This window comes from Paenibacillus sp. CFBP 13594 (genome assembly GCF_014842675.1).
Taxonomy (GTDB): Bacteria; Bacillota; Bacilli; order Paenibacillales; family Paenibacillaceae; genus Paenibacillus; species Paenibacillus amylolyticus_B.
In genome coordinates this window covers 1-25,932 of record NZ_JACYVQ010000022.1, presented here as the reverse complement: position 1 = coordinate 25,932, position 25,932 = coordinate 1, and the positions used below count along the sequence as shown (strand labels likewise).

Below are 25,932 nucleotides of genomic sequence, written 5' to 3'. Positions count from 1 at the left end.
CATAAGCTCAATTCTCATTTTAATTCAAATCCCGATGAACCAACTTCTTCAGCGTAAAACGACTAAACAGCCATAATACCGCTACACCAGTCACCAGAGAAATCCACATGATCGGGGAAAGCAGCCCCCATGATTTACTTGCATCCATCACCATTCGAAAGCCGTAACTGCCTGACATTCGAATCAATAAGGATATGCCAATCGCAATGGGTACAAAAAGCGTACTGAGAACCAAGTATTTCTTGCCACTGTTCAGAAACTCTCCATAAATATATAATCCCGTTACCAAAAGTCCATAACCTGTACAGGTCAAGCTAAAAGCCAGATATTGATCCCATCGGAATCCTTCGGTATGAAGGTTAACCACGTATAACGATCCGTAGAAAAAGATCCCATTGTACGTAAACGCCATCAGAGACTGCTGTAGCCTGGACCACATCACCACTTGTTCAGGGATCGGAATTCTTCGATAGTAGGCCAACATCTGCGTATAGGAATCCTCCTGTATGTAACGGAAGGAGCGCCTGCAGAACATAAATCCTTGAAATGGCAACATAATCAAAAAGAAGGAATCCACTACTGGATTAATGAAATCTGTCTGTTGTTGTCCTACTAACATCACACCGCTCATGCCGCCAGTGTATATCATGAATATTGCAGACCATAGCCATTGGAGCTTATCCTTATTCATCTGGCTGCGGGTCAACCACCACGCCTGCTTCCATTCGTTCATATGCATGCCTGCCTTTCACCTGTCATTCACTCATCTTGCGCACTGTGATCACTGTGTTTACTGTATATATCAATATACACAGTATACAGACCAAATTCTCATCCCGTCAACCCCTAATTTTCCTGAATCAGGAAGATGGGATAGGACACAGTACGAATTTACGTTAAAATAAATTATAGTCACGGATCAAAGAAAGGAAGGTTACAGCTATGGATTGGCTGGTAGAGATCGGATTTGTCCTCCTTTTTCTCATTGTCGTTATCTGGTTGATCCTCCGGGATGAGCCTCATCGTCATTCTGCCAAAAAAGGCAGACACCGCATCCGCCGTAACAACGGTTATACCGACTCTGCTTCGGGATATCCGGTCATTATGGGAGATGACTCCTACGATCGACATTCCAGGCACACACCGGATCACCAACATCATGAGTCGGATTCTTCATCAGACACACATTCTCATCACAACAGCGACAGTGGTAGCAGCAATGAAAGCAGTGGGGATAGTGGCGGCGGAGACAGTGGGGGTGGCGGGGATTAAACATCATTCCCCAATCACAAAAGAAGGGCTGTACCCATTATTGTGTAAACACAATTCGGGTACAGCCCTTTGCCGCTCTCTAGCACCTGTTAGAAGAAGAGGCCTTACGCTTAAACGAGGTTATAGCCACTAGGCAGACTGCGGTTGGCGCGGATCGCACGAATCTCGGCCAGAGTCAGCCGCTCATTCGTTGAGATCAGGGATTCCACATCATTGCCACGGATCAGATCATCCAAATCTCTCAAGTTGGTGTTGCCTCGGAAGACCCGGAATCCACCTTGGAAGTTAGGACGTGTAAACACAACCAGTGTTGCATTGGAACTTGTTGAGAAAAAGCGCAGGCTCTCCACCCCATCCAAAATATTGTCCAGGTTGCGGAGCCCCGTGTTGCCACGATAGATGCGGCTTCTCCCTCTGTAGTTCTCTTCTGAATACACGGTAAGACGTGGATACGTTTGACTGACATTGACTGTTTTTTCCATTTTGTTTCCCCCTCTCGAACTCATTCTATGAATGAATGAGAGAGGAAGCGTGGACGAATCATCTACTAGATTCGTCCATTTTCATATTTTTAGAAGGTTATAGTGACGCACGCCCGAGTAGCCGGAGGTTATATCTCTACTTTTATACGCCGAGGATAACTTCCCATACCGGACGTGTATGACCACCAGGATATAAGAGATATAAAAGAACATACACAACAACACCTGTTAGCGCTGACCCGAACCAGATCATGGACGTGAACTTGCCCCAGCGACGATGTGTTCCGAACTTCTTTTTGAACCCCAGCACCAGTGTGGAGATGCCGAATATCGCTGCCACGGTAGCAAGGATAATATGAAAGATCAGAAATATCCGATAAAAGATCTCCAGATCCGGGTCCCCGCCCCAAGCTGTATTGCCCACGAACACTGTACGAGACATATAGATCACAAAGAAGATTAGAGCTGCAATCGCACCTGCTACCATGGCGGACTGATGAGCCTCACGTTTACCCCGAATAATCAGTACCCATCCAATCCCCACCAGTACTGCACTAATCACAATGAAAGAAGTACTGATCGTTGGTAGCCAAAAATACATATCCATCGTGTGTTCCCCCTCTTGTCAGAACATTACTTCATTATTTGGCAGCCGGATTGAACGGCCCCCCTGCGCCCCCTGCAGGATACGAGTCATCATCATCTTCCTGCTTCTCTTTCCGATACCATTGGAAAAAGACATAGGCCAGCATGGAGGCAAAGATTCCTTCCTGAATAAACTTCATTACAATGCCACCGACCTGCTGATCTTCTTTCGCAGAAGACAGGAAGTTAAAGAACGCAGGCCCACCGAATGAGCGAAGTAATGCCGTAGAATCTCCAGACACACAATACCGCATGGCTTCAGCCCATACGGCCGGGTTGCTGTACGTCTGATACAACGGCTCGGCCGCAAAAATAATCAATCCACACGCAGGGGTGAGCAGTACCATATTCAGAAAAATAAAACCGATCTTGGATAACCCCGATGCTTGTCTGCCTTCTGGCAATGGATTTAGCAATGTCCACCACATGAGCATCGAGGTGATGAACAATGCAATATAATACAACCGGTGAACGGTAAAATTCAGCATGACGTAATCATGTACAATCGGTAGGTGATACAGCGAGAACAGCCCGTTAAAGAGCACTGCCGCAACGATTGGATGAGCCAGGAACGATAGTTGGCGTGTAGGCAACCAGCGTACGATTCTGCGCCATACCCAGATCGGCAAACCTTTCATCATCAGCGGCGGGGCTACCAGATAGGAGAACGCCATGCTCACCATGTGGAAGCTAAACATCACGTGACCAAGCAAATTAAATGGTCCAGCTTGAGCCAGATACAGGACAAACAGCCCCGTAATAAACATGATTTTCTGCGCAGCAGTCGCAGATTCTGCATCCTTTATTTGCTCGCTTAACGGTCCCACAAGCACCAAATAAGCCGCAGCAATGATCAGAAATAAAGCCAATATAAGCGGACTCCATAAATCGTTGAAACTAAAATATTGCAACCCGAGCATACGGGAAACCTCCCCGTGACCTGATTTGGTTGTTGCCTTCATTTCGTTGTGAAGATTCATTCGCCACAAAGGGGAAAAGACGGCGGCATTGCGCCGCCGCCATCTCTTTTACCACCAGACCCAATAGAGTGCCATAATGATGCACGTAAAGGCTACGAAAAAGCCAAATGCCATGAACAGAATCGGCATCAAGTGCCCTTTGTCCTTCAAGTGCATCCAATAACCCAATTGAACGAATACTTGAAGAATAGCCATGACGAGCAAAATAATAATGATAAAGGTTGTGTTGACCCCTCCGGCAGAAGCAGCCGCAAACGCAATCAGCGTGAGAATAATTGAGAAGATAAACACCACGACGTGTTTCTGTGGCCCTTCCGTCCGGTGACGGTGTTTCACAGGCTGTTGATCTGTCTTATCCTGTGCCGACATGTGCTACCCCACCTTTCCGAGCAGGTACACGACCGTAAAGATGAACACCCAGACCACGTCAATAAAGTGCCAGTACATTGCGGAGACGTATACTTTAGGTGCGGTTACGACCGTCAATCCTTTTTTGAACAGCTGACCGATAATGATTCCGATCCACACAATACCAAAAGCAACGTGGGCTCCGTGGAACCCGACCAGTGTATAGAATGCTGAACTGAATGCACTCGTGGTCATGCCAAACTCTTTATGTTTCACATACTCGTAGAACTCGTAAATTTCCAGGGCGAGAAATCCCATACCCAGTACTACCGTGATGCCAAGCCACAACGCTAGTGCATCTCGCTTGCCCTTATGCATGGCCTGAATCGCAAATACACTTGTCAAACTACTGACCAGGAGAATGAACGTTGCAGCGGCCACAAGTGGCAGGTGGAACAGCTCATTCGCCGTAGGTCCATCATTGGTTTGGCCACGAAGAGCCAGGAAGGTAGCAAAGAGTGTACCGAACAGTACCGTCTCGCCGCCAAGGAACAACCAGAAGGCGATAAGCTTGTTACGGCCTTCCAGCGTTGCTTTCTCCGGTTCATGCGGCAATTTGTCGTTCACCGGTTCGGCATGTGAGGTTGTCATGTTCTAGCCCCCTTCTCATCCTGATCCTCCGGTTCAATATGCCAGCCATGATCATCATAAAGTGAACGAAGTGCCATTGCGCCAAATGTGATTACGAGACCAATAATAACTACAATATAATTGTTAAAAATGACATTCATAAATGCATTACCAAATTCATCCTTGCTGAACATCAAGCCAAGTCCCGCGATAAAGATACCTACTGACATTACAAACGGCAACGGCGTTGCTGAAGGCATATGAATCGAACCTACCGGTTCTGCCGGTGTCATCTCCGTATGTCCTGCCATTTTTTCCTTCCAATATGCATCAATTCCGCGTACCAGCGGCGTCTGCTTGAAATTATATTCCGGCGGCGGAGATGGAATAGACCATTCCAGTGTACGGCCGTCTTCCCACGGATCGTTTGGCGCGCCAGCCGGTTTTCTCATGGTGATTACGATGTTCGCGAGGAATAAGATAACTCCCACACCCATCAGAAATGCCCCGACGGAGCTGACCAGATTGAGCAGGTCAAAGTCCTGATTCGGCAAGTATGTAACGATCCGGCGCTGCATCCCCATCAGACCGAGGAAATGCTGTACAAAGAACGTTAATTGGAAACCGATCATAAATGTCCAGAACGTCCATTTGCCCAGTGTTTCGCTGAGAATACGTCCGAACATCTTCGGCCACCAGTAATGCAGTCCCGAGAACAATCCAAGTACGAGTCCCCCTACAATAACGTAGTGGAAGTGGGCTACAACAAAGTACGTATCATGGAACTGGAAGTCTGCCGGAGCAGATGCCAGCATAACGCCTGTAACACCACCCATAACGAAGGTTGGAACAAATCCAACTGCGAACAGGTTTGCTGCGGTAAAGCGGATCTGTCCACCCCACATCGTAAAGAGCCAGTTAAAGATTTTGATCCCGGTAGGTACGGCAATCAACATCGTGGAGATGGAGAAAAGCGCGTTGGCTACATTACCCAGACCTGTTGTAAACATGTGATGCGCCCATACCATGAAGCCCAGGAAGGCAATCAGGATGGTGGCAAATACCATGGAGCTGTATCCGAACAACCGTTTACGCGAGAAGGTCGGAATAACCTCCGAGATAATACCAAATGCCGGCAAAATCAGAATGTATACTTCCGGGTGCCCGAAGATCCAGAAGATGTGCTGCCAGAGTACGGGGTTACCGCCACCTGCGACATCGAAGAAATTCGCTCCCAGTATACGGTCAAACGTCAAAAGTACAAGCCCTACCGTGATGGCAGGAAAAGCAAAAAGGATAATGGCAGATGTAATAAATGTCGTCCATGTAAACATCGGCATCCGCATGTAGGACATGCCTGGAGCACGCATTGTAATAATCGTTGCGAGAAAGTTAATGCCCCCGATGAGCGTTCCCAGACCCGCGATCTGAAGGCCGATGGTGTAGAAATCCACACCATGCGTTCCACTGTACTCACTGCCCGAAAGCGGCGTATATGAGGTCCAGCCCGCATCTGGTGCTCCGCCCATAACCCAGCTCAGGTTCAACAACAATCCACCAAACAGGAATGTCCAGAAACCCAACGCGTTAAGAAACGGGAAAGCAACGTCCCGTGCCCCGATCTGCAAAGGCACGACAGCATTCATAATGGCAAAAATAAGTGGCATGACACCAAGGAAAATCATCGTTGTTCCATGCATTGTAATCAATTCGTTGAAGACCTGTGCCGATACAAAATCATTCATAGGCTTCATCAGTTGAATCCGAATCAAAATGGCTTCAATGCCGCCGATTCCAAAGAAAAATCCACCCGCAACCAAATAAAGAATGGCGATTTTTTTGTGATCGACGGTGGTGATCCAATCCATCAAGCCCCTGTACCTCTTGACGCTATGCGCATGAGCCAAGGTTGTGTACCCCCTTCTTCGTCCTTGCTGTTCTATTCATAGTCCAATTTGTAGTTGGCCAGATATTCGGCAATTCCGTCGATTTCTTCATCCGTCAACCCAAGATCCTTGGGATTCGGCATGGTATTGCCCGGCTTCACGGATTGTGGATCATGGAGCCATTCTTTCATGTTATCCAGTACCGGACTACCTTCTTCCTGTCCCTCGCGAGAATTCAGCAAAATGCCTGCGACAGATTCCTTGCCGCCGATTCCCGTCAGGTTAGGTGCAACCGGTCCACCTTGATCACCAACAGCGTGGCAAGAAAGGCAGTTTGTTTTGAACTTTTCGGCCAATTGAGTGTCTTCAGGAAGGACTGCGGGTGCTTTCATCTGGTTCACCCATCTGTCAAAGGATTCCTGACTCACTGCTTTTACCTTAAACTCCATGAAAGCATGCGATCTGCCACATAATTCGGCACATTTACCGCGGTAAACGCCTTCATTCGGTGCAGAGAAACTGAACTTGTTAAGTGTTCCATCCGGGTTTGTGTCCATTTTGCCCGCAAGTGACGGCACCCAGAAGGAGTGAAGCACGTCAGCGGTTTTTAATTCGAATGCGATTTTTGTTCCGGTCGGGATGATGAGATCTTGAGCGGTGGTTACGTCATATTGAGGATAAGTGAATTCCCACCAGTACTGATGTGAGGTGACTTGGACCTTAAGTGCATTTTTGTCATTGGACAGATCTTCGCCTTGGGCAAAAATCGTTTGGACCGTCGGTACTGCCAGAACAATAACCAGCAATAACGGAATGGCTGTCCAGATTACTTCCAGCTTGAAATTACCTTCAACCTGTTCGGGCATCTCAGTCTGCCCGGCTCGTCTACGAAACCGGATCAGAACATAGGCCGCTATGGCAAATACAATGATGAGCACCACGATCATAATGGCGATGGATAACTTCATCAAATCATATTGGCCTTGCGCTACAGGACCCTGAGGTTTCATTACCGACAAGTCTTCCCGCCCGCATGCGGATAGCAGCAAAGAGAACACCGCCAGCAAGGGGAGAATTCGCTTTGCAACCTGCCACTGTTTCATCATTGATCTACCCCACTTTTTTACGTTTTCGTAGATTACCGTTGTCGTTCGGTAGAAAGGCAACAAAAGGTACGTTTCAGCACGATACGCATAATCCTCTTCATCATACAGAACGCTTACAAAAATAACGCTTCCAGTACTCCCGTGTTTTCCTGCTCAGGGCATGTCTGCGCATTCTTCCAATTCATTCTATATGCTTCAATCACTTATTAAATATAAGTTGAGGGTATGATTTTGTCAATCTTTGGACACATGTTCACAAATTGTTCACTTTATGTAAAAAACCGCTCTACAACTTGATTTGCAAACGATTTCAGTTAAAAGTATTACACTCTACATTTGAAAATTTTTGCCAAATTTCGGTGATAAAACTCGATTTATTGGTGATTTTTCTCACATTGAAAACATGTGCTATTATGCAAAAGAAAGATCAGAATTTATGGAAAACCTCTTCCATATCCATTCAGAAGACATGCCTATCGCTCCATACCGCTATCTTCAAGCTCAAAACAGCATGGAGCATTTGGGAGAAAGTTCAACTCAAGTCCTCTTCTTCATTGACTTCATCTCACGTGCCATCGGTCAGAATCAAGGGGCCATTCCCAGTAATCGCAACCGTATGCTCATACTGGACCCCCCAGCTGCCATCTACTGTCCTTACCGTCCATCCATCTTCATCCCACACAACGGCCCCGGAACTGCCTTTTGTAAAGATTGGTTCAATCGTAATAACCATGCCCTCGGTGAGCATCGTGCCTGTTCTACGTTTGCCATAAGGCAGAACATTTGGGGGTTCATGAATATATTGACCAATCCCATGACCGATGAGAGGCTTCACGATCCCGTACCGATACAGTCTGGCTGTTCGTTCAATGGCACTTCCAATATCGCCGAGTGTATTTCCTGGAACTGCCTGGGCAATCGCCCGCTCAAGTGCCTTCTCCGTGCGTCTCATCAGCTTGCGAATGGATCTGCTTGTTTCACCAATTCCATATGTCCAGGCCGAGTCAGCAAGCCAGCCGTCTTTGTTCACCACCATATCGATGGTCACTACATCCCCACTCGCCAGCTCCTCTTCCCCCGGAAATCCGTGGCAGACCACTTCATTAACAGAGGCACACGTCGCGTACGGATATCCTTTATACCCTTTTTGCTCCGGCGTGGCTCCTCGTGCTGCCAGAAACTCTTCCACCCGCTCATTAACCTCTGCTGTCGTGATACCGGGGATCATCCACTGCTCAATATGCTGGTGACAACTTCGCAAAATTCGTCCAGCTTCCCGCATGTAGCCAATCTCTTCTTTTGTTTTCAAAATAGGGTCCACATGCATTCATCCTTCCCGCTGTAGGTGTACTTCCATATATATGCAGCAGGAACGCAAAAAAAACCGCCTGCCGGAGCTTATCGCCCGGGAGACGGTTCTATTCATTATCGGAACAGTATAATCAGAGTTGTGTGTTGTTTCAGGACACGGAAGAATCCATCTTGACAAGCTCATGCTCAACCACAGAAGTCAATTCTTCCTCGTATCCACCCGTAATCCGGTATTTTCTCACGTACTCCTTCACGAATTTTTTTGGATCTTTAGGACGGAAAATCCGAGTCATTTCCCTCAAACTTTCTTTGACCTCATTGTGACCTTTCGTTGCCATTGTAATTCCCTCCCAAAACGTTGAAAGTGAATGCTCCGTTTAGAGAATGCCGAATAAGTCTTAAATGCCATCCATGAAGTTGTGTGCGCGGCTTAAAGCAAGCTTTAGGTCGGGAACCTCGCTAGAAAGCAAGTACCTGACACTATAAATACCCGATATGATTCGGAATGAATCATAATCTTATTGTAGCATATTCGGAAGTATCTTACGACTTGACGATTTCCTCTAATAAATATAACGGTTTTCATGCCCAAAAAGTTTAATTCCGAATCATATGTTATGAATGCCACCATTCTATACGGGATTAATATATCCAGCATAACACTGAACTATTCGGGGGATATTATCACGGACAACCCATACAGTTAAATTAATGGTATCTAAAAGGAGGCGCCGGTTCATGGAACGCAAAGAACAGGATATGCTGCCCCTTTCACATGAAAAGGTGGAAGTCGACGGAGTATATATCAACGAAGCCGGACGTGAGGAACATCTGCATCGCGGGCAACACTTCCCGGCAGATCCCGTTCTCGGCAAGTCAGAATGGAAACTGACGGAGTATGCTTTTGACAATCACCACGAAGGACGTACCGATGAACGTTTGGTCCCCAAAGAAAACGATACTGATAAAATGGGCAAGATCACAAACCCTCGCAGACAGATCGAGGGCGGAAGATAATATTGTTTGATTTGTTAGTCAGATAAATTCACAGGTTCAGTTCTGTCCATCTCCTTCATAGCCTAGTAAAAAAGGTTAAAGGAGGCTGGACCGGATGTCCCCCATGAAATCGTCTAGCGGTCTGGATGAAAATATTGCCGGTATGCTCTGTTATCTATTTACCTTTGTAGGCGGGATTGTATTTCTCGCTGTGGAGAAGCGGAGCCGGTTCGTTCTATTTCACGCTCTGCAATCCGTGACCGTCTTTGGCATCATTATGGTCGGACATGTACTATCGGCTTTTCTTCCGTTGTTTGGGCCACTGGTGGCATCGCTGTTATCCCTGCTCGGTGTGGTGGTCTGGCTCATCATGGTGGTCACCAGCCTGCAGGGGAAATGGCTAAAGCTGCCTTGGGTTGGCGATTTCGCAGAGAAACAGATGCGTCATCTGTAACTTTAGGAAGACATGATCCAAAAAAGGACGATCCATCCCCTTTAAAATGGGGGTGGATCGTCTTTTTGATTATATATCTGGCTTGAACTTGAACATATATTCGTTGTTTCGCATGTAAAAGTGACTTGTTCATGTGGTTGAACATTCACAGTATAAATGATGTATGCCATAAACCATTCATGCTGTATATTACCATGCATCAACCTGCTTAAATATTCATCTTGTTAAAGTTAAATTCCAAACCGTTAACATAACAATCATGCTGGATTATAGGTCTAGTTCGGCTATTAAGCCGACTTGCCTGTTTCTCCAAGGATGGCATCAGCCTGTTGTTCAGCCATCTTGGCGGCTGTTTCCTGGGTCCCCAGACCGTTGAACAGCAGATTCATGAAGATCGCCGTGAAGCTGCCTGCAATGATACCATTACCAAGCATAATCTGAGCCCAGGCCGGTGCACCTGCGAACAACTCAGGTACAACGGTAACCCCAAGCCCCATACCTACAGAACAAGCGATGACAAACAGATTCTCATGTCGGTTCAGATCAACCTGACTGCCGATAATTCGAATGCCTGATGATACCACCATGCCAAACAAGGCCACCATGGCTCCGCCAAGAACCGCCCCTGGAACGAGCTGTGCGAGGGCTGCAATTTTTGGTACAAATCCAATGACCACCAGGATTCCACCAGCCACCACAATGACATCACGTGTCTTCACACGTGTCATCTGTACCAGCCCTACATTTTGCGAATACGTTGTATACGGGAATGAGTTGAAAATACCACCTAACACAATGGCTAGACCCTCTGCGCGATAACCGCGCGCCAGGTCCTTGGACGACAGATCCTTGTCTAGGATTTTGCCCAGAGCCATAAATACACCTGTGGACTCGGCCACGCTGACAATCGCCACCAGAATCATCGTCAGGATCGGTACAATCTCAAATGTCGGTCTGCCGAAGTAAAACGGCTGAACAACGTGGAACCAACTTGCATCGCGGATAGGAGCAAAATTAACCTCGCCCATAAACCCAGCCGCAATTGTACCTACGAGCAGACCAATCAATACTGAGATGGAACGGATAAAACCTGTAGTGAATCGAGTCATTAAAATAATAAAGACCAACACACCGAAACCGAGCAACAAGTTCACTCCGCTGCCAAAATCTTCTGACCCCTGACCGCCGCCCAGATCGTGGAAAGCAACTGGGATCAGAGTCAGACCAATAATGGTCACAACAGAACCTGTCACTACTGGAGGAAAGAGCCTGATGAGCTTCCCAAAGAGTCCGGAGAAGATCAATACGAACAGTCCTGAAGCGATGATCGCTCCGTAAATGGCAGATACTCCACTGTTCATCCCGATTAGGATCATCGGAGACACAGCCTGGAATGCACAACCGAGCATGACAGGCAGCCCTACTCCGAAATATTTATTTCCCCATACCTGAAGCAATGTAGCCACACCACATGCAAGCAGGTCAATGGCAATAAGATAGGTTAGCTGTTCCTGTGTAAAACCTAATGCGTTACTAACGATCAATGGGACAACGACGGCTCCTGCATACATCGCAAGCACGTGCTGTAGTCCGAGTGAGAACGTTTTGATTGGATGCCGATGCCGCTGAAAAATACGTTCGCGTGCCATATTAGTTCGTGCCCTCCTCGTCCGCAAATGTAACCTGTCCATCCGACAGTGCCCCGATGCGAACCAGCGATTCCACAAGGTATCCTGCTTCTTTCAGCAAGCGACCTCCCGGCTGGAATGCTTTTTCAATAACAATACCGATACCTACCACTTCTGCTCCAACCTGCTCCACAATACGAGCCAGACCAAATGCTGCTTCACCATTCGCCAGAAAATCATCAATGATCAATACGCGATCCCCAGGCTTCATAAACTTCTTGGCAACGGTGATTTCATTGGTTTCCTGCTTCGTGAAGGAGTAGACCTTCTCCACCAGAATGTCTTCCGTCAGTGTGAGCGACTTCTGCTTCCGTGCAAAGATCAGCGGTACGTTCAGCTCCAACGCAGTCATGATACCTGGTGCAATCCCTGACGACTCAATCGTCAGCACACGTGTGATATTCTCACCTTCAAAGCGGCGAATGAATTCCTTGCCCACTTCCTTCATCAGAACCGGGTCCATCTGGTGGTTCAGGAATGAATCCACTTTGAGTACTTGCTCGGACAGGACGATACCTTCCTGTCTTACCTTGTCTTTTAACAATTGCATTGTAATTCTTCCTCCTGAATGCCCTCCGCAGAAGCTCACACGCTCTTCCAATCGGATGGTAAAAAAGCAAAAAGCCCGCCTTTTCACACGCTGCGGAATAACCGGAGACGGGAAAGACGGACTTGTACGTATATGGACAAGCCGTATGGATGCTGCAAGTGTACTGGATGGACCGAATGACAGGAATTCAATCCTGATATGAGAAACTTCAAACAGTGTAATCGGAAACAGATAAAAGCCACTTGAACCTGCTCTTCAGTGAAACTGTCTGAGAATGATCTCATGCCAACCATACAAAACATTGCAACATCTTTCCCGTAGTCCGATCATTCCGGTGATCGGGTAGAGACATGCAGGCCTATTCCTGCACATATACGAGTAACGGCATATTTAATTTTTTGGCTCCATGATTCGTTACAATGTATGATCGCGAACCTGAATGTACATGGTTAAACATAACTGACAATGTTAGAAGTATACCGAATCGGCGGCGTGAAATAAAGAAGTATTTTCATGGAAGTTGCGGAAACTTGTCTTAATTTGCAAACAGGGGGTGATAGGAATCATTTTTTTATGTACAATATGAGAACGGAAGCGCGGATCTGAACGGAGAATGGATGGAAACGCGGCCTATATTTTGAATTGAATGATCAAAGGAGATATGCAAACATGAAAGGCGTACTTAACGAATTCAAGGAATTTGCCGTCCGCGGCAACGTCATCGATCTGGCGGTCGGTGTCATTATTGGGGCTGCTTTTGGTAAAATCGTCACATCCCTTGTAAATGATATCATCATGCCCCCGGTTGGAAAACTGATGGGTGGAATCGACTTCAGTCAGAAAATCTTCAACCTGGATAGGGGTATGAAAACAGCAAACGGACAGGAGATCACCACACTTGCTCAAGCCAACGAAGCCGGGGCTACCGTGATTGCTTATGGTCAGTTCATCAACGTCATGATTGATTTTCTTATCGTTGCGTTCTGTATCTTCATGCTCGTGAAGGGCATCAACTATCTCAAAAGCAAAGAACACAAAAAGCCCGAGCCGCAAAAAACGACCAAGGCTTGCAAGTATTGCCTATCTGAAATTCCAGCCGCAGCTACCCGCTGCTCGCACTGTACTTCAGAACTGGAAGCAGAAGGAACCGGCGCTCTAGCATAATCACAATGAACGTATAAAGACGCACCGAGTTGAATTACGGATATAAATCCTGATGCGGGGGACAACCTCTTACTTGCTAGGGTATATGTATGAAAAGCTAGCCATATGGGCTTCATTAACAAAGGTTGCGTAGCTTAATGGTTTGAAGGTTCCACCGTAAAGGTGGGGCCTTTTTTTGTGCCTAACATACATGCGTTACACGTGCTCCCCCATGAATGTCATTTGCAGCCATGCTCATGAACTAGAAACGGCGTGGCAGCAAATGCTCCAGGATCGACTTCAGATCTTTATCTTCCTTGTAAACTTCTTCCCCAGTATCAAGCTCTGTCACACGAATATATTCAAAGTTTGCCGAAGCATCCACTGGCTTGAACAACAATTGGGCCTCATCTTCCAAACGTACATTAAATCCCATATCCTTAAACATGCTGCTTAACTGACTGTTAGCCGGTTCCTGTCCTTGCCCTACAAATATAAGTCCTCTAAGACTTTTACGTTCCTGAGGTTGCGGATAAATCACCTGAAAGTGTACAATGCATTCCATACGATCGTTCCCCTTTCGTTTAAAACATACTTTGTGAAATTTTGAACTTTAAAATCTGCTATATAAGGAGATACGTATCATGACCCCAGAACGTTTCGACATTTATGACGATCAGCAAAATTGGATCGGCACTTCACTACGCAGTGAGGTCCATGCCAAGGGATATTGGCATCGTTCATTCCACTGTTGGATTGTGCGTGACAAAGACGAGCAGCGACAGGTTCTTTTTCAGCGGCGGCGTGATATTAAGGATACTTTCCCCGGATGTTACGACATTACAGCAGCAGGCCATCTTACCGCAGGTGAACAACTTCAAGACGCCAGTCGTGAGCTGGAGGAAGAACTGGGTGTGAATACTCCATTCGAGGCACTAACCTATCTACTCACGGCTACACAGCAGCTCCAAGGAGAGGTGCGTGGTGTCCCATTCATAGATCGGGAGTTCAGCGCGGTCTATGGATTATGTCTGAACCAGCCGCTCGAAGCCTACGTTCTGCAGCCTAGCGAGGTGGATAGCCTGTATGAAGTGCCGCTGAATGATCTACTCGCTTTGTTTCGTAATGAGATCGACGTCATTCAAGCTACCGGAGTTCAGACTCACCCGTCTAGTGATCATGTAGCTGATGAACCGGAACGTACCGTTCGCGAGATTCGGGCAACGGAATTTGTACCCCATGGTACAGCTTATTATACGGATGTGCTCGAAGCTCTATATCACGTGCCCAAAGAGTGATCATGTAGGATCCTGTTAAACCCGATCCAGTTCAATCGAATGTTCATAGCTTCATTTTCTCAAAAATAGCATAACTTCATACCTTTACTATCGACTTGACTGGAAACAGATGCTGTGACGAACATCACTGTCATATCTCAAACCAGCACAAACAGGCGCCTGCCTTCGGGCAGCGCCTGCTTTATGTACACAGGTATTCGTTTCATCAAGATAGGTACGTTTGTGCTGGCATGTTCACTCCATCAGAGGTGAATTAGTCGCCGATCTGTCTAGCTCTGGTCACCCTCTCCTGATGGAGAAGACCAATAACGTGCAGAGATTTCTTCGTACCGGTGCCCATAGCGTGACTCCAGTTCCTCACCCATATCCTGTTCCAGTTCGTACAACACCAGTTCTTGAGCAAAATGATTCAGCAGCAGTCCAGTCATTACCGGATGCTCCGTCACCACTGCCTGTGTGGCGCATGATTCCCCACGCATGCCCAGCATGCACCAGCGGCGATCGACCACCAGGGAAAATTTCCGGCCATTACCTGTACCATACATAGGCATGCCTGGCCAAGGGACAGGCTGATCCAGCATGCCTTCACCACCATCACACGACCATAACAGCCGCACACCCCGAGCTTCAGCCTGCTGTAAGTCATTACGCAGCAGCTCTGCCTCTTCACGCCAGATGTCTACAACAATCTCGTGCTGAGCCTCGGCCAATTCACGGCTCAGATTCTCAAACACATTTTTGTCCCCTTCGACGTTATAGAAGACAGGCTTTTCCGGTTCACTCTTGGGCATGCTGCTCTGAACATAATCCAGCGAGGTACGCATTTGATCGGAGATCATACGTGTCATCTCCTCAGGCTTCAGCACACTATACTTCGCCGGCTCCCCCGGACTGCACCGCAGGAAACCACGTTGTTCCAGCCGTTGCAGGGTCGCATATACATTGGAACGGGACACGCCCAGCCGCTTCGCAACCTCATATCCTGAAGCCGATCCCTGGCGGGCGAGTTCCACCATAATTTTAGATTCCATCTCGGTAAATCCGAGATGACGCAAATGATGCAGCAGTTGGTCCATATTCCCGTCCCCCCATGCTGTCAGCAACCCGCACTGCCTCACACTGATGCGGCAGTGCTTCTACTGCATCAGATCAGATCTGTTCAGCACCACAGCGCGGGCACCACTTCGAACCTTTGGGCAGCTCGGCTGCACAAATCTGACAATTCACCATTTCGCGTGATACTTCGGTCTGTACGTCCACCGTGTTCACAATTGGGTTATTTTCTTTCCAGTAGCGGATGCGTTCGTCCAGTTCCTGCTGACGCTCGCGTTCCCGTTGCATCTCTTCATCTCTGCGGCGTTCCCACTCAGCATCGAACGCTTCCTTTTCTTCCTGGGTAAATTCCGTACTGTTATATTCCGATTCTGTCTCCAGATCGGCTATGGACGGAATGACTGTGTGATACGGCTCATCTTCCTCCAATTCCAATTCTGGTGGCGCATCGTAGAAGTCCGGCTCCGGAGTTTGGGTCTGAGTTACAGCTGCCTCCTGTCTCGCGGCTGTGGTGGCTCCTGCGACTCCTGCTGCTCCTACTTTAGGCGCTGCTGTCTTGAGTTCACCCAACTTGCGTCCGCATTTAGGGCAGAAGTTGGCATCCAGGGAAGCGACGTGTCCACACTCGCACAACCGTTCGTTCTTAAGTTGTGCAATCTTGTTGCGCAGACCATCAATCTCGTCCTGCAATTCGTCGCAGAGCTGCGACAGATCCACCATTTCTTTTTCCGCACGCGTCATATCCTGTGCCCGATAACCCTCATAGAAGATGCGACCCATATCTGTAAAATGGACTTCCTGTTCCTGTTGCAAGCCCACAATCTGGTTGTTCAATTTCCCAATCTCAACGGCGTGTTGGGCACGCTCTGTTGCTTTGTTCGCTCCGTCTTTGATGCGCTGAAGCAGTTTCATGACCATTCCTCCTCTGTCCCGTCAAAACCAATATTATCATTTCTATTTAGTAGTAAATTAGCATATTACATCCTTCATGCAAAATGCTCAGGCATATAACTTATACGATATCATGCCAAAAAGTTGCGTAATCTCGTGCAGGTGCCCGTTTTATACCGATACTGGATGAAATCGGGGGCTTTCGTCAAGACCATATGTTCGGGTATAATGAAGCTTTGACCATACTTAACCGCCTGATTAGGCGACTAACTCTATCATACCAATTTACAATGCGATTGTGAAAAGGGCAAATGGTTTACTTTTAACCGGGATAGTCCTATCCCTGAATGCATACAGAGGTGGATGAAACATGTTAAGTCCGAACTCAACGTTCTACCCCCGTCCGCTCGGGGTTACCCCGGCGGCGTCCCTGCCCCAGTCCCCGTCTGCTCCGCTGGAGACCAGTCGGCAACTCGTGGGTAATGATCAACAAGATGCCTTTTACTTTCGCTCTCTGGAAGAGGCTGGTATTAAGCTAAATGCACCACAAATCTCGGCAGTCCGTCACGGCAGAGGACCGATCCTGACGCTCGCCGGAGCTGGTTGTGGCAAAACAACTGTACTGGCCGCAAGAGCCGGCTATCTCATAGAGGTCAGCGGCGTACATGCAGGCAGTATCCTGCTGGTGACGTTCACGAACAAAGCCGCCACCGAGATGAAAGACCGGATCGCCGCATTGCCAGGTATACGTCCGGCAGCCGCGAGAGCCGTGCAGGCTCGTACCTTCCACTCTTTTGCGCTGACATTGCTGCGTCATTATGGCGTGCAGGAAGAGATCTTTGGTGAGTCGCGAGCCCAGCATACGGTGCTGAAGATGCTTCTTCGCCAAAATGGCATGAGTGAAGCCTTCCAGCCTGAAAGTCTGCTGGCCATGCTGTCCGCATGGAAGATGCAAGGATCGGAAACAACCGACCTGCCTGAAAAATCGCAGGAAGAACGTGATGCCAAGCGTGTTCTGCTTGGTTACGAAGCCTGGAAACAGGATCGCGGCAAAATGGATTTTGATGATATTTTACTACGGGCAGCCGCGCTGCTTCGTGATCCTGCTGTACTGGGGCCGCTTCAGAAGCGTTTCCAGTACATTATGGTGGACGAGTTCCAGGATACCAACCATCTGCAATATGAAATTGTGCAAAAACTGGTTTCCGCTCACCGCAATCTGATGGTTGTAGGAGATGATGACCAGACGATCTATACCTTTAATGGCGCACGCCAGGAATCAATTTTGGAATTCGATAAAGTATACCCCGGCGCACGCATTGTGACGCTGGATATCAATTATCGTAGTGATGCACGCATTCTGGGACTCGGAAGTGAACTGGTCGCCCGTAATAAACGCAGACGTGACAAACGGCTGCGTGCTGCTGGAAACCGTGGAGATGCGCCACGCTTCGCTACACCTTCCAATGCGGAGGAAGAAGCGGCATGGGTCGTGAATCAGCTCTGCCAACAGGTTGAAGAAGGGCAGCACACCTATCGTGATATTGCGATTCTTCATCGGACTGCCAGCAGCAGCCGGGCTGTATTTGAGCAGCTTGTGTTGAAAGATGTGCCTTTTGTACAGCATGGGGCTTCCCCGGTGTTCTATGACCAGTCTCTCATCAGACCCCTGATGGATCATTTACGTCTGTCTCTTGATCCACGTGCCATGGATGCTCTCCCAAGTGCGCTGGGACCGCTCTATGTATCACGGGATGCAGGGCTCGAGTGGATTCAGCGCTGTGAACAACAACAGGCGAAGAAATATCCGCTCATTCATCTGGTGAAATGGGACAAGCTGAAACCGTTTCAGCAGGAACAGGTCAAAGAACGCATCAAGCTGATCAAATCACTGCACAAACTAAAACCCATCATCGCCATTCAGGAGATGCGCAGGCAGTTCTACGACAAGTATATGGAAAGTGGTGATCCCAGCATCTTCACCCATTATAAGGAAACGATGCTGGAAACCCTGGATGAATTCGAAGCTGCCGTCAAAAAATTCGAAACCGTGGAAGAGTTCATCCAATTCGCGGATGAGCTCTCCCGCAGACACCGTGAGATGGAATCTCTGCGCCGCGCACAGGACAGTGACGCAGTGCAGCTGATGACCATTCACCGTGCCAAAGGACTGGAGTTCCCTTGTGTGTATTGGATCGGAGCCAGTGAGGGAATTGTGCCTCACAGTACAGCACTGCGACAGGATATCCCCGAAGATCAAAAAGCTGCGCTTGCTGTGCAACAGACAGACGCCGAACTGGACATGGCGCTGGAGGAAGAACGCAGGCTCGCCTATGTTGCCATCACAAGGGCCAAGCAGTACTTGTATGTCACCTCACCCGCATCTCATCACGGAAAGCCAGCAGACGTATCCCGCTTCTTGCTCGAAGCCTTCGGCATGGAAGTTCCGGACAAACGTAAACCTCGTGAAGAGAGCCGAACGAGCAGTCAGACTTCATATGGCAAAGGAAATACGCAGTATGGCCGCTCGGGCTCGGGTGCCCGTTCCGAAGGTCGGGATGTGGCACAGCGTCGTGCCATCAGCCACAGTGACCGTCGTGACTACGAGGTCCACAACGAACGTGATGAGGATCGCCTCGGTGAACGGCGCGGTAGTGGGGAGATTCGCAACCATAAGGCATTCAGCACCACAGGTGTGAGTCCGACAGCTGCGAATTCCTCGAGTTCACATTCGCATACTTCAGGTTCAGGTAATGCTGAGCGTACAGAGACCGTTGCGGTCTGGAAGTGCAGTTCGTCCACCTGTAAAGCGTGGCTAAGACAGAAGCCAGCTGTGCCTTCAAAAGGAACCAAGAAGGCATCATCAGGCCCTCCCGCCTGTCCCCTGTGTTCAGGATCGATGGAGGCCGGTACCCGCCAGGTGCCCGTAACGGGGAGATTTGGGAAATAAACGAAACTGGATACCGTTATAGCTCGTTTCAGGGCGCTTTTTGCTGTTTATTAACAGTAGAAGCGTCTTTTTTCCATTTCAGAATGGGGGTTGGATTATGCAGGACGGCAAACAATATCTGTATGTATCGGTAACTCATAACTTGATTGAACAAACAAAGAACGAATCTACACCCTTTGAGGTGTTGGTGGATGACGAACAGTTGGGCCGATTGAAAGATCTGATGAAGGTGCTGGAGGATGACGATGCCTATACATTGCAACGGGCTCCGGTGCCCTACAAATCGGCAGATCATGATGAGGCGACAGAGCAATTTTCGGATGGCATGACCTTGTTGTATACCTTTCTCTACGACCATGGCACGCCGGATTCGCGGCAGGCAATTGAAAGCATGAACGTGCTTCCAAGGCTGCAGGATACGGATTATGATGACCCTGGATACGAGAATTCACCACTGAATAAATGACCTGATGCCAAAAAGCATGCGTAACCGCAGATCACGCGGAAGACGCATGCTTTTTTTATATGATGAAGGACAACTGCCATGTAAAATGAACTCAATCCAGACGAATTTCCTGCCCTTTCTCAGCGGATTCGTAGATTCCGCACAGCATGCGTGTGGAAGCCACCCCATCTGCAATTGGGCTGATCGGCTCTGTACCGTTCAGACAACAATCCACAAAGTGGTCAATCTGGTTCTGGAATGCACTATGAATATGGAGACCCGTATTGTCCGTCTGGGGTTCAATATTCAGGATGGTATTATTTTTCTCCGTGACGATCAGTGTCTCCGGCTCCAGTTCGAACCCACCACGCTCGCCGTATAATTTCACAGAAGATTCATCTCCGCGTGCATGCAGGGTAAAGCTCACATCCACCGCCAGCGAAGCCCCGTTTTCAAACCGAATAAGTGCATTCGCCATATCTTCCACATCATTCACAGCTGCGCTGTAGTCGGCTGCTTTGTAAAAAGAAAGATGTTCGATATGGGCACGATTGCCCAGCTTCCGATACGTATTACCACTGACCGAAACAGGTTTCGGCCTGCCCATCAGATACCAGCATTGGTCGATAATATGTACGCCCAGATCAATCAGGGGGCCTCCGCCGGAACGGCTTTTGTCAGCGAACCAACCACCTGGATTGCCGTGACGCCGCAGAATGGAAGCTTTGGCATAATATAGTTCACCAAACTCCCCGGCATCAATGAATCTGCGCATCATCTGCATATTGTTATCATAACGACGCACAAATCCAACAATAAACGTAAGCCCACTCTTCTTCACCGCTTCTTCAATCCGCAGCGCATCTTCCACATTGGTTGCGACCGGTTTCTCCAGCAACACATGCTTGCCTGCCTCCAGTGCAGCAATGGCAAATTCGGCGTGTGTATTATTCCAGGTACAGATACTGACAGCATCCACATGCGGGTCCTCCAGCATCTCCCGATAATCGGTGTACACGGATTGAGCATCATACTTCTGTGCCGCAGCCTTAGCCCGCTCTTCGTTCAGATCACAGATGGCATAGATGACAGCATCCTCATTTTTGGCGTAACACCTCATATGAAGATCCGAGATGGATCCTGTACCGATCATTCCAATGTGCAGCATTTGTTTCGTGCTCATCATCGTCCTCCCTTCCTTTTCCACAACTTCCACAACATCACTATCGTCTAGTCTGCCCGCAGCATGCCTTCGTAAATACCCGGGGTTGAATTTTCGATCTTCACAGCACCCAATGTTCGGGCATAGAAATCCACAGGTCCCGCTGATCCGATAATCGCATAACCATAACCGTCCGCCTTCATCGCATGCATACAGGCCAGTAACAGGGCTGTTCCTACACCTTTGCCCCGTGCATCCTGGCTCACGCCTGTAGGTCCAAAGAAGTTGCGACATGTCGCTTCGTAACAGGCAAATCCGATCATTTTCCCATGCTCAACGGCGATGTAACAGGACACGGGCTGACGTGCAAAAGCGACCTCACATTCATCCACCCAAGCTTGGCTAAAATGTGACCTCACCCAATCCAGTACAAGCTGTTTCTCTGGGGCAATGGCTCTTCGAATCACAATGGAGGATTCCTCCAGCCTTCTCAGTCCACTCTCTTGCTCCGGTAAACGATAGAGCGCTACCAACATATCACTCATCTAATCGGTTCCTCCTCGTACTTGAATGTGAAATAGGACAAAGGTTTGGCCACTTACCTGAAATTAACCTGATCCTGCTGCGGATAACCTGCAATACAAGCGATATTTCTAATTTAAAATAACTTACCGCTTACATTCATTGCATTTCAACTGCAACACTGAGACGATATGTCCCGTCTATTAACTTGAAGCGCGGCCCTAAGGAAGATTTTACCGCGTCAGTACACAGATTAGAAGGGATGAATATTGATGAACAACAACATGAAAAAAGTAAGTGCACTGATGGCCCTATCCATGGCATTGGGTGGTGGAGCCGCTTATGCAGCAACACTGGACAACACACAACCAGTCCATCAAACATCCGTTTCAGCAGATAGTAATGCAGCGAGTGTAGTAAACGTATCCGTGAATGGTGCATCCATCTCTGATGGTTATTGGAATAAGGATGGCAAAGTAGCCATGATCCCGCTGCGTGATCTTACGGACGCACTGGGTATTGAACTGGAATGGAATAAAGAAACTAAAACTGCAGAGCTGACTCGTGGTGCTCTCTGGACACAGGTAATCACAGGCAAGGATCAATATTCCGTGAATAAAATGCTGCTCACGCTGGGTACAGCGCCCGAAATCACAGGCGGCAAATTGTATGTACCGGTTTCTTTTGCTGAGAAAGCACTGCATGGACAAGTGAACACAACAGGAAATCAGGTGACGATCTCCAGTGAAGAGGACGTGAAGACGGTTACTGAACGTGGTGTCATTACCAGAATTTCGAACCAGGATAAATACAAGTCCATCCAGATTGGCGGTGCAGGGTTGGATGGCATCGTGCTCAATCTGAGCGATGAGACAAAATTCATCTCCGTTGAGGGAAAAGAGATTGCACTGACTGATCTGGCCATCGGCATGAACGTGGAAGCTGAGCATTCCCTGATCACTACCCGCAGTCTGCCACCACAAACGCCTACCTATAAAGTTACTGTACTGGATATGGCTACAGCATCTCAGGCACAACCTAAAGAGGTACTGGGTACAGCCGGTACGATTGAAAATGTAACAACAGCTGAAAGCGGCATCTCACAGATTGAGATCACAGGTACACGTTTAACTGAGACGGCTCCTGACCATGTCGTGCTGAATATCGCTAAAGATACGCTGCTCGTGAATCACGAAGGCGAAACGGTAAAGGCCGAAGAACTGACTAAAGGAACTAAAGTGATCGGTTTTTACAGCCCTATGCTAACTCGCAGTTTGCCCCCAATCGGAACGGCATGGAAAGTGGTTGTTGAAACACCAGCAGCACAACCGGAAGCGAAATAAATCGATTAGAAATGCGACTGGCTGAAACACATGTTATATGTTGTTGCAGACGACCATTTGCATCGCTTAGCGCGGTGTAATGAGTTTGGCGCATCAAGAGCTCATCCGTGCGGCCAGGCGGCGAAGTCAATTCAAAATAACCTTATCCGCTTGTCTTTTGACAGGCATGGATAAGGTTGTTTTTTTTGGTTTTGGTTTTTGGTTTTGGTTTTGGTTTTTGGTTTTGGTTTTGGTTTTGGTTTTGGTTTTGGTTTTTGGTTTTGGTTTTGGTTTTGGTTTTGGTTTTGGTTTTGGTTTTGGTTTTGGTTTTGGTTTTGGTTTTGGTTTTGGTTTTGGTTCTGGTTTTTTAGAGTGTGTCTACAAACTGCTTCAAACCGAAGGGTATCTGAAACTTGTCCGGAGCAGACACGTGCGATGTGCACTGCATACGAAATACATTGCTTACCGAATGTAAGAGCAAGCGGCGTTAACGCTAACGAATCTGAGGCATCTTATTCAAGGATTTGAAGTACCCGCAAAAATCTAAGGAATCTCACCGTCAGAATCAATCGGCTGTGACTTCATCTTCAACAATCGCTTCCACTTCAATCTCAACCATCAACAAGGGATCAATGAGTGCGCTAACTTCAACCATGGTGGCTACAGGCTGGATCTGTCCAAAAAATTCACCGTGTGCCTTGCCAACTTCCTCCCATCTGGAGATATCGGTCACAAACATCCGGGTTCTCACCACATGCGACATGTCAGCCCCCAGTTCTTTCAGTGCATTCTCGATCGTCTGCAAAATGAACCTTGTCTGTGCATACGGATCACCTGCCCCAACAACTACACCATCTTGCATTGCGGTTGTACCCGCCACTTCAATTCGGTTCCCTACACGGATGGCACGGCAATATCCCACCAACGGTTCCCATGGGGAGCCCGTAAATACCTGCTGTCTGCTCATTCTCTCGTCCCTCGCTTTGGTTGTATTTATCTATAATGCATACCTTAATTATATCAGCCCATTCGAATCCCGAACAAAAACTTAAAACTTAAATCTGGCTGGTTCTTCTTCTTCGCACATATTTGATATACCAAAATTCGATGTACACAAAAAAAGTCCCAGGAAGGGCACCATCTGTTCAACAAATGATGCGCTTCCTGGGACCTCTTCATAACGAGATAGTATTAACTAATCAAATGGAAACCATAGGTTGGCCTGATTACAACTTGATATTCGCCTCATCGAAGTATTCTTCCAGAGTTAACCCACTCTTCGCCACATCCGGTGCCAAATCTGTACCGATGTACCGGATATGCCAAGGCTCATAGACGTACCCTGTGGTATCTTCTTCACCTTGCAGATAACGGATGACATATCCGTATTCTGCAGCGTGTTCAGCCAACCACTGGCCTTCCTTCGATGTGCCAAATACCTCTTCCAGCACATTGCCCACACTCGGGCTGGATACATCAATGGCAAGACCGGTCTGATGTTCGCTTCGGCCTGGAACAGAGCTCACGCGATCCGTGTATTCTTGACCTTTGGTTTTGACATTGTTGTTATAGATGGATACCTGACGCTGATATGAACGATAACCGGACACCGCACGAAGCTCAATGCCATCCGCTTTTGCACCTGCAAACAACTTCTCCAGTGCCTCGGCTGCTTCCTTGCGCATATGCCGCTTCTCGTGTGGTTCATCGAAGGAGAACGGTACATTCGGCTCTACCAGATCGTCCGGCTCGTACCCGTCGGGCAGACTCCGTTGTTTGTTCACAATGACGGTCATAGACTCGGCATTGGTCACTACAGATTGTGCATCAATTGTCGTTTGCAGTGCGCTGATACTGCGTTTCTCCAGCAATGGATCTTCCGCTGTCCCACCATTCCCATTGTCCGAAGAGCCCTGTTCGCCCGCTGAAGCATTCCCAGGCTCGCTATCCGTGCCTTCACCGTTGTTGCCAGAAGATGATGTGTCATCCCCGCCAGCATTGTCGCCATCCGTTCCTTTATCCTCCGTAAAATGAACCGTTGTGCCGTCCGTCTCCTGTTGTGTGTTACCTGTTCCATTCGGATTCTGGCTCTCCTCTGTGCCTGAACCGTTCTGGCACGCGGCAAGCAATGCTCCGCATATCATCAATGAGGACAGCATAACCACCATGCGGCGCTGTCTTCCTGTAGTTGATTTCATGTAAAAACTCCTATCGCAATAATATAAATGTTGTATAGTTCTCAGCGTGCAATGTTCCCTGCGACAGTATACCTTAATTGGGAGCGAAGCTCCACCGGTAAAGACGTCCTTTAGAAGAGATCCGAATGAATATATACGGGCTGTACAGCCTGTATGATCGTTTTTTGGACTTTTAGAGCAATATCCCCATGCTGTACACCATAGAAGTGAAATGGGAATATGCCTTCATATATTCCATATGCAAAAAAGTGATTATACCGAGATGCACGTTACTAATGAGCATTGTTGGATAAAGACAAAATTCATCTTGTACCGGGAAATGAATTAAATCGAATAATGCAACATGCTGCAATAAAAACAGCAGGGGTGATCTGAGATCTCCCCCGCTCTAATGGGTGCATCATTTGGTTGCCGGGCTGTCCGCCTTCTTCTGGACAGCCTGCCACATCCGCGCGGCTACACGCTCGCGGATCAAATCCAGCCCTGCGGTGGCCGGCACGCCCGGCAGCAGCGCCGTCAGCTCCGGCAAGGCCGGCGGCTTGCCCGGCTGCGCGAGGCGCACCTCAACGGCGCCAAAGCCCGGCCCCGGCTGGTGCATGG

Annotated in this window: 29 protein-coding genes, 1 pseudogene and 1 riboswitch; of the genes and pseudogenes, 10 read left to right on the top strand and 20 right to left on the bottom strand. The window is 48.2% G+C overall.

Annotation, left to right across the window (positions count from 1 at the left end; all coding sequences use genetic code 11):
- Window positions 1–19: 19 nt before the first annotated feature.
- A complete protein-coding gene (locus tag IFU39_RS32140) occupies window positions 20–733 on the bottom strand; it encodes a hypothetical protein (protein WP_143786554.1) in 714 nt (237 codons plus the stop codon).
- 209 nt (window positions 734–942) lie between these two features.
- On the opposite strand from IFU39_RS32140, the gene IFU39_RS32135 reads away from it, so the two are divergent.
- Window positions 943–1,272: a hypothetical protein gene (locus IFU39_RS32135; RefSeq protein WP_192136458.1), complete on the top strand. Its 330-nt coding sequence runs from the start codon at window positions 943–945 to the stop codon at window positions 1,270–1,272.
- Window positions 1,273–1,382: 110 nt separating this feature from the next.
- Here the strand turns inward: IFU39_RS32135 and IFU39_RS32130 are convergent, their stop codons facing one another.
- The 9 genes from IFU39_RS32130 to IFU39_RS32090 form a co-directional block, all read right to left on the bottom strand.
- A complete protein-coding gene (locus IFU39_RS32130) occupies window positions 1,383–1,754 on the bottom strand; it encodes a hypothetical protein (protein WP_192136457.1) in 372 nt (123 codons plus the stop codon).
- 142 nt (window positions 1,755–1,896) lie between these two features.
- Window positions 1,897–2,361 carry a DUF420 domain-containing protein gene (locus IFU39_RS32125; RefSeq protein WP_036613174.1) on the bottom strand — a complete coding sequence of 155 codons (465 nt, stop codon included), beginning with the start codon at window positions 2,359–2,361 and terminating at the stop codon, window positions 1,897–1,899.
- A 34-nt stretch (window positions 2,362–2,395) separates the two neighbouring features.
- On the bottom strand, window positions 2,396–3,319 hold the full coding sequence (gene ctaG / locus IFU39_RS32120) for a cytochrome c oxidase assembly factor CtaG (protein ID WP_192136462.1): 924 nt from the start codon (window positions 3,317–3,319) through the stop codon (window positions 2,396–2,398).
- A gap of 108 nt (window positions 3,320–3,427) precedes the next feature.
- The gene (locus IFU39_RS32115) at window positions 3,428–3,748 is read right to left on the bottom strand and encodes a cytochrome C oxidase subunit IV family protein (RefSeq protein ID WP_036613178.1); all 321 of its coding nucleotides are present in this window, start codon (window positions 3,746–3,748) and stop codon (window positions 3,428–3,430) included.
- 3 nt (window positions 3,749–3,751) lie between these two features.
- Window positions 3,752–4,378 carry a cytochrome c oxidase subunit 3 gene (locus IFU39_RS32110; protein WP_047840264.1) on the bottom strand — a complete coding sequence of 209 codons (627 nt, stop codon included), beginning with the start codon at window positions 4,376–4,378 and terminating at the stop codon, window positions 3,752–3,754.
- Complete coding sequence (gene ctaD, locus IFU39_RS32105) at window positions 4,375–6,225, bottom strand: cytochrome c oxidase subunit I (protein WP_373419873.1); 1,851 nt, start codon at window positions 6,223–6,225, stop codon at window positions 4,375–4,377. Before ctaD ends, IFU39_RS32110 begins: the two co-directional genes overlap by 4 nt.
- Window positions 6,226–6,296: 71 nt before the next feature.
- On the bottom strand, window positions 6,297–7,349 hold the full coding sequence (coxB, locus tag IFU39_RS32100) for a cytochrome c oxidase subunit II (protein ID WP_047840266.1): 1,053 nt from the start codon (window positions 7,347–7,349) through the stop codon (window positions 6,297–6,299).
- A gap of 565 nt (window positions 7,350–7,914) precedes the next feature.
- Entirely contained in the window at window positions 7,915–8,676 is a 762-nt protein-coding gene (map, locus tag IFU39_RS32095) for a type I methionyl aminopeptidase (protein ID WP_105601403.1), read from the bottom strand.
- Window positions 8,677–8,809: 133 nt separating this feature from the next.
- On the bottom strand, window positions 8,810–8,998 hold the full coding sequence (locus IFU39_RS32090; protein WP_017690840.1) for a hypothetical protein: 189 nt from the start codon (window positions 8,996–8,998) through the stop codon (window positions 8,810–8,812).
- 400 nt (window positions 8,999–9,398) lie between these two features.
- Here IFU39_RS32090 and IFU39_RS32085 point away from each other — a divergent pair, with 400 nt between their 5' ends.
- Together IFU39_RS32085 and IFU39_RS32080 are read left to right on the top strand one after the other, a co-directional pair.
- Entirely contained in the window at window positions 9,399–9,677 is a 279-nt protein-coding gene (locus IFU39_RS32085) for a transposase (protein WP_091018633.1), read from the top strand.
- Between the two features lie 94 nt (window positions 9,678–9,771).
- Window positions 9,772–10,110 carry a DUF4870 domain-containing protein gene (locus IFU39_RS32080; protein WP_062837331.1) on the top strand — a complete coding sequence of 113 codons (339 nt, stop codon included), beginning with the start codon at window positions 9,772–9,774 and terminating at the stop codon, window positions 10,108–10,110.
- Between the two features lie 287 nt (window positions 10,111–10,397).
- Here IFU39_RS32080 and IFU39_RS32075 read toward each other — a convergent pair whose 3' ends face one another.
- Both IFU39_RS32075 and IFU39_RS32070 read right to left on the bottom strand, forming a co-directional pair.
- Entirely contained in the window at window positions 10,398–11,759 is a 1,362-nt protein-coding gene (locus IFU39_RS32075; RefSeq protein ID WP_091018632.1) for a nucleobase:cation symporter-2 family protein, read from the bottom strand.
- Between the two features lies 1 nt (window position 11,760).
- The gene (locus IFU39_RS32070) at window positions 11,761–12,348 is read right to left on the bottom strand and encodes a xanthine phosphoribosyltransferase (protein ID WP_192136456.1); all 588 of its coding nucleotides are present in this window, start codon (window positions 12,346–12,348) and stop codon (window positions 11,761–11,763) included.
- 55 nt (window positions 12,349–12,403) lie between these two features.
- On the opposite strand from IFU39_RS32070, the gene IFU39_RS32065 reads away from it, so the two are divergent.
- Window positions 12,404–12,550 (top strand): hypothetical protein, encoded by a 147-nt coding sequence (locus tag IFU39_RS32065; protein WP_192136455.1) that lies wholly within the window; start codon window positions 12,404–12,406, stop codon window positions 12,548–12,550.
- Window positions 12,551–12,646: 96 nt separating this feature from the next.
- A riboswitch (purine riboswitch) is annotated at window positions 12,647–12,746 on the bottom strand.
- Window positions 12,747–13,017: 271 nt separating this feature from the next.
- A complete protein-coding gene (mscL, locus tag IFU39_RS32060) occupies window positions 13,018–13,512 on the top strand; it encodes a large conductance mechanosensitive channel protein MscL (RefSeq protein ID WP_105601406.1) in 495 nt (164 codons plus the stop codon).
- Between the two features lie 241 nt (window positions 13,513–13,753).
- On the opposite strand, the gene IFU39_RS32055 is transcribed toward mscL, so the two are convergent.
- Window positions 13,754–14,056 (bottom strand): hypothetical protein, encoded by a 303-nt coding sequence (locus IFU39_RS32055; protein ID WP_017690846.1) that lies wholly within the window; start codon window positions 14,054–14,056, stop codon window positions 13,754–13,756.
- 79 nt (window positions 14,057–14,135) lie between these two features.
- Here IFU39_RS32055 and IFU39_RS32050 point away from each other — a divergent pair, with 79 nt between their 5' ends.
- Window positions 14,136–14,789, top strand: coding sequence for an NUDIX hydrolase (locus tag IFU39_RS32050; protein ID WP_192136454.1), 654 nt, complete (start codon window positions 14,136–14,138; stop codon window positions 14,787–14,789).
- 269 nt (window positions 14,790–15,058) lie between these two features.
- Here the strand turns inward: IFU39_RS32050 and IFU39_RS32045 are convergent, their stop codons facing one another.
- Both IFU39_RS32045 and IFU39_RS32040 read right to left on the bottom strand, forming a co-directional pair.
- Entirely contained in the window at window positions 15,059–15,865 is an 807-nt protein-coding gene (locus IFU39_RS32045) for a TrmB family transcriptional regulator (RefSeq protein WP_076329700.1), read from the bottom strand.
- Between the two features lie 73 nt (window positions 15,866–15,938).
- Window positions 15,939–16,754, bottom strand: a complete 816-nt coding sequence (locus IFU39_RS32040; RefSeq protein ID WP_076329699.1) for a zinc ribbon domain-containing protein — start codon at window positions 16,752–16,754, stop codon at window positions 15,939–15,941.
- A 349-nt stretch (window positions 16,755–17,103) separates the two neighbouring features.
- Between IFU39_RS32040 and IFU39_RS32035 the strand changes: the two genes are divergently transcribed.
- Window positions 17,104–19,683, top strand: coding sequence for a UvrD-helicase domain-containing protein (locus tag IFU39_RS32035; protein ID WP_076329698.1), 2,580 nt, complete (start codon window positions 17,104–17,106; stop codon window positions 19,681–19,683).
- A gap of 97 nt (window positions 19,684–19,780) precedes the next feature.
- Entirely contained in the window at window positions 19,781–20,149 is a 369-nt protein-coding gene (locus IFU39_RS32030) for a hypothetical protein (protein ID WP_076329697.1), read from the top strand.
- Between the two features lie 91 nt (window positions 20,150–20,240).
- On the opposite strand, the gene IFU39_RS32025 is transcribed toward IFU39_RS32030, so the two are convergent.
- Together IFU39_RS32025 and IFU39_RS32020 are read right to left on the bottom strand one after the other, a co-directional pair.
- Window positions 20,241–21,311, bottom strand: coding sequence for a Gfo/Idh/MocA family protein (locus tag IFU39_RS32025; RefSeq protein WP_076329696.1), 1,071 nt, complete (start codon window positions 21,309–21,311; stop codon window positions 20,241–20,243).
- 47 nt (window positions 21,312–21,358) lie between these two features.
- Window positions 21,359–21,835, bottom strand: a complete 477-nt coding sequence (locus IFU39_RS32020) for a GNAT family N-acetyltransferase (RefSeq protein WP_076329695.1) — start codon at window positions 21,833–21,835, stop codon at window positions 21,359–21,361.
- Between the two features lie 249 nt (window positions 21,836–22,084).
- On the opposite strand from IFU39_RS32020, the gene IFU39_RS32015 reads away from it, so the two are divergent.
- Both IFU39_RS32015 and IFU39_RS32010 read left to right on the top strand, forming a co-directional pair.
- Window positions 22,085–23,155 carry a copper amine oxidase N-terminal domain-containing protein gene (locus IFU39_RS32015; protein WP_206759607.1) on the top strand — a complete coding sequence of 357 codons (1,071 nt, stop codon included), beginning with the start codon at window positions 22,085–22,087 and terminating at the stop codon, window positions 23,153–23,155.
- A 79-nt stretch (window positions 23,156–23,234) separates the two neighbouring features.
- The gene (locus IFU39_RS32010; RefSeq protein WP_192136452.1) at window positions 23,235–23,609 is read left to right on the top strand and encodes a hypothetical protein; all 375 of its coding nucleotides are present in this window, start codon (window positions 23,235–23,237) and stop codon (window positions 23,607–23,609) included.
- A 90-nt stretch (window positions 23,610–23,699) separates the two neighbouring features.
- On the opposite strand, the gene IFU39_RS32005 is transcribed toward IFU39_RS32010, so the two are convergent.
- The 3 genes and pseudogenes from IFU39_RS32005 to IFU39_RS31995 form a co-directional block, all read right to left on the bottom strand.
- Window positions 23,700–24,101, bottom strand: a complete 402-nt coding sequence (locus IFU39_RS32005) for a RidA family protein (RefSeq protein WP_091018618.1) — start codon at window positions 24,099–24,101, stop codon at window positions 23,700–23,702.
- 259 nt (window positions 24,102–24,360) lie between these two features.
- A complete protein-coding gene (locus tag IFU39_RS32000) occupies window positions 24,361–25,332 on the bottom strand; it encodes a M15 family metallopeptidase (RefSeq protein WP_192136451.1) in 972 nt (323 codons plus the stop codon).
- A gap of 400 nt (window positions 25,333–25,732) precedes the next feature.
- A pseudogene (locus IFU39_RS31995) lies at window positions 25,733–25,932 on the bottom strand (phosphoribosylglycinamide synthetase); the annotation flags it as partial.